Annotated in this window: 2 protein-coding genes; both read right to left on the bottom strand. The window is 41.1% G+C overall.

Annotated features, from left to right (window positions below):
- Nucleotides 1–350 precede the first annotated feature (350 nt).
- On the bottom strand, nt 351–695 hold the full coding sequence (locus QUA99_RS32450) for a M48 family metallopeptidase (protein WP_333245616.1): 345 nt from the start codon (nt 693–695) through the stop codon (nt 351–353).
- A gap of 15 nt (nt 696–710) precedes the next feature.
- A complete protein-coding gene (locus QUA99_RS32445; protein ID WP_333245619.1) occupies nt 711–3,128 on the bottom strand; it encodes an HsdR family type I site-specific deoxyribonuclease in 2,418 nt (805 codons plus the stop codon).
- Between the last annotated feature and the right edge of the window lie 233 nt (nt 3,129–3,361).

Raw genomic sequence — 3,361 nt, 5'->3', positions numbered from 1 at the left:
TTGGGGCGACCAGACATTTTCATTGGCTCCTTTACTTCTTACATAAGTCTATCACATCTTTAAAAAAATGGTATTACGCTTGCTGTCGGAGTGTCCTAACTGCAAAGCCAGGTTTAAGATTCCGGCGTTGTGGATGGATGGGTGGTGTAGTCGGTGCTTTTTACCTTTTGGAGAGATGTTTGAGTTTCAGAAAGCTGTCTGAATGATAATTCAAGAGCCATCGCTCCAACTGATAGAGTTCGATTTGAAGAAAGCGATACCTCGCTAATGAATATAAAATATTTCCTAATCTAAATTAGCTGAATATATATCCTATATCACCTTCAAATGTATCCAAATCATCTAAAGCTTTAATTCTCATATTTAATAGATTTTTTCGGCAATTGTTTCTCTAATTCCTCCCAGTTGGGAAGATACGCAGATATACAGCACTTAAATAACTTACCGTGATTGGGAACGAGCAAATGTACCAGTTCGTGAACTATCACAAACTCGCCTAGTTCTTTTGGTAACTCTAGCAATTCAGTGTTAAGGCTTAAGCGTCCTGTAGTAGAAATAGATGCCCATTTTTGTTTCATAGGGCGGAGTTGAATTTGTTTGACTTTGACCTGAATACGATCACACCATTCATACACAGCAGTTCTAAATTCTTGTGTGTCTTTCCATTTGGGTTTGTCGCAGATAGCAGTTGTCATTAGATTTGTCCTGGACTATTTTGTATAGGTTTGACTCAGCAGCGTAAAGAGCTTATCTACAATAGCCGTTACCTGATCTAAATCATCGCTATCGGCAAAAACTGCAAAGGTAGCTTCTTTCCGCAATTCCCTTAATTCTGCCTCACTGGTTTGCCAATGGGGATGTTCAATAAAAGCTTGTTTGATCTGACTACTAACGCTTTCGGGATTGTTAATACCAGCTTCTTCTAAGGTTTGATAGACGAAGAAGCTTAAACTGTCAAAACCTCGTTCTGCTTGTTCTTTTTTGCGTTGCTCATTTTGGTTAATTTCTGCCAGCAGTGTCTCTAAGGCTTCTTGGGTATTGATTTGGCGGTTCTCAAAATTATCTTGAACGGTTTTAGCACGTTCTGCCATTGCGATTAGAAAGGGGTCATCGCTGTTTTCTTCGGCACTTTTTTCGATACTTTTGATGAGGTTGATGACTTTGATGGTTTCTCCCCCCTGCTTAGCTTGGATGACTTCCAAAGTTTGAGCGTTGATTTCGACAAAATCTGTTACAGTTGCGATCGCAGTTGTATCAATATATTTTTGTACAAGTTCATCGGTCTTGCGCTGAAAGGCTTTATCAAGGTAAACCCTTTGGCTATAAGCTTTGCGTATTACCTCATAAATAGAGGAAATGGTTGCGTAATCGCTCATATAAGGACGTAAAAAAGCATCGGGAGAGATGATTTCATAGAGCATTTCTAACTCTTTATATATCTTGGAAAACGCTTTTCTACGTTCTTGCTCTCGAAAATGCTCAATCAGGTTATCTACATCTTTATCGTTAAAATTGTGTTGAATTAAGCTCAAATAATTTGGGGCTAGCTGCTCCATTTTGTTGGTAAATAAGGTTTTGAGCAGGTTCAATTTTTTGATGATGGCATTGACTTCTTCACTATCGAAACCAAGGGCTTTTTCTAGTTTGTCCAATATGCCCACAAAATCGAGGACAAAGCCGTGAGGTTTAACCATCTCTTGGGCTTCGCTTTCGTAAGGGCGGTTAACACGAGCGATCGCCTGTAACAAGGTATGATCGCGCATGGGTTTGTCAAGATATATGGCGTAGAGTAATGGCGCATCATAGCCTGTAAGCAGCTTCTCGGTGACAATTATAATTTTGGGATATTCTCCGAATCTGGCGAAGTTCTTACGGATTTGTTTTTCGGTTTTTTCGTCAATGTGGTAGTTTTTAAGTTCTTCAGTGTCGTTGTTGTTTCCGGTATAGACAACTGCAGAATATTCGGGAGGTAAGTATTTGTCTAAAGCTTTTTTATATTTAGCGCAGGCGGGACGATCGACAGCAACTAAAAAGGCTTTATAACCAAGGGGTTCAACGTTTTGCGTGTAATGCTCTGCCACATATTTGGCGACTTGATCGACTCTGTTATCGCCTTTGAGGAAGTTTTTCAAGTTAACCGCACGATCTAAAATCCGATTCAGTTCGGTAATATCGCTAATGCCTTCGGTTTCTGCTAAGTTGAGAAATTCCTCGTCCATGATTTGCGTCGGCACGAGCATTTCATTAGGGGCTAAGTTGTAGTACAAGGGCAAGGTTGTTCCGTCTTCGATGCTTTCGGCAATAGAGTATTTATGAAGATACCCTTGCTCATCGTCAGTGCCAAATGTTTTGAATGTTCCTTTGCCGTAGCTAGTTTTATCAATGGGGGTTCCTGTGAAGCCGACAAAGGTGGCGTTAGGGAGTCCTGCCATTAGGAATGTTCCTAAGTCGCCGCCAGTGGTGCGGTGCGCCTCGTCAATCAGAATATAAATATTTTTTCTGAGGTTAATATTGGCGGGCAGATCGCGGAACTTGTGGATCATGGAAACGATGATGCCGCGATAGTCGTTTTCGAGGAGGTTAACGAGGGCCGTGATGCGATTGGCGTGTTGAACGTTATTCAGCCCCAAATTAACCAGGTTTCTCAGCATTTGATCTTCGAGTTCGTTGCGATCGATCATTAGCAAAATCGTCGGCTTATCGCTCTCTGGGGCTTTAAAGAGCATTTCTGCCGTTTTGATCATAGTGAAGGTTTTACCACTGCCTTGAGTGTGCCAAACAAGCCCCTTATTGCGTTGAGGATCAAGACAGCGTTCAATAACTTTTTCAACGGCGGTGGTTTGGTGTTGATGGAGGATGAATTTTTGGAGAGTTTCTTCTTTTTCGGCAAAAAGGATATAGTTTTGCAGCAGTTTGAGGATATACAGAGGTTGGCAGAAGCTTTTAATTTTTGCCTCTAGTTGACCGATTTGTTCGTCTTTCCAGTTAAAAATATTACGGCGAACAATGTTCCACGTTACCCCATAGGAAAAGCCGATCGCTTCAGTTGCGGTAAAAATCATCTGGGGAACGAATAACTCTGGGGCTTCGCTGTGATAACGACGAATTTGGTCAATACCTAATGCGATCGCTTCGTCTTTATTCGCAGGGTAAGCTCATCTAATTTGGTATAAATTGTACTTGACAAAAAGGGCAAGATATAAAGAAACATCCTGTCAACAGCGGTTTTTTTGAAGCCATTTGAGATATTTTGACGATGGACAGACAACGAGCGATGGACAGACGGGTGCATCTCACTTTTGCAAATCTCTGAAAAAAGGGCTAAAATGAAAAAGCTAGTAAAACTGTGAAAAAAATGAGG

Source organism: Microcoleus sp. F10-B2, from assembly GCF_036704965.1.
Lineage (GTDB): Bacteria > Cyanobacteriota > Cyanobacteriia > Cyanobacteriales > Microcoleaceae > Microcoleus.
This window is presented reverse-complemented; position numbering and strand designations above follow the sequence as displayed.

Coding starts and splice junctions, on each gene's coding strand:
- QUA99_RS32450 (WP_333245616.1), bottom strand. CDS start 695: ATGACAACTGCTATCTGCGACAAACCCAAATGGAAAGACACACAAGAA.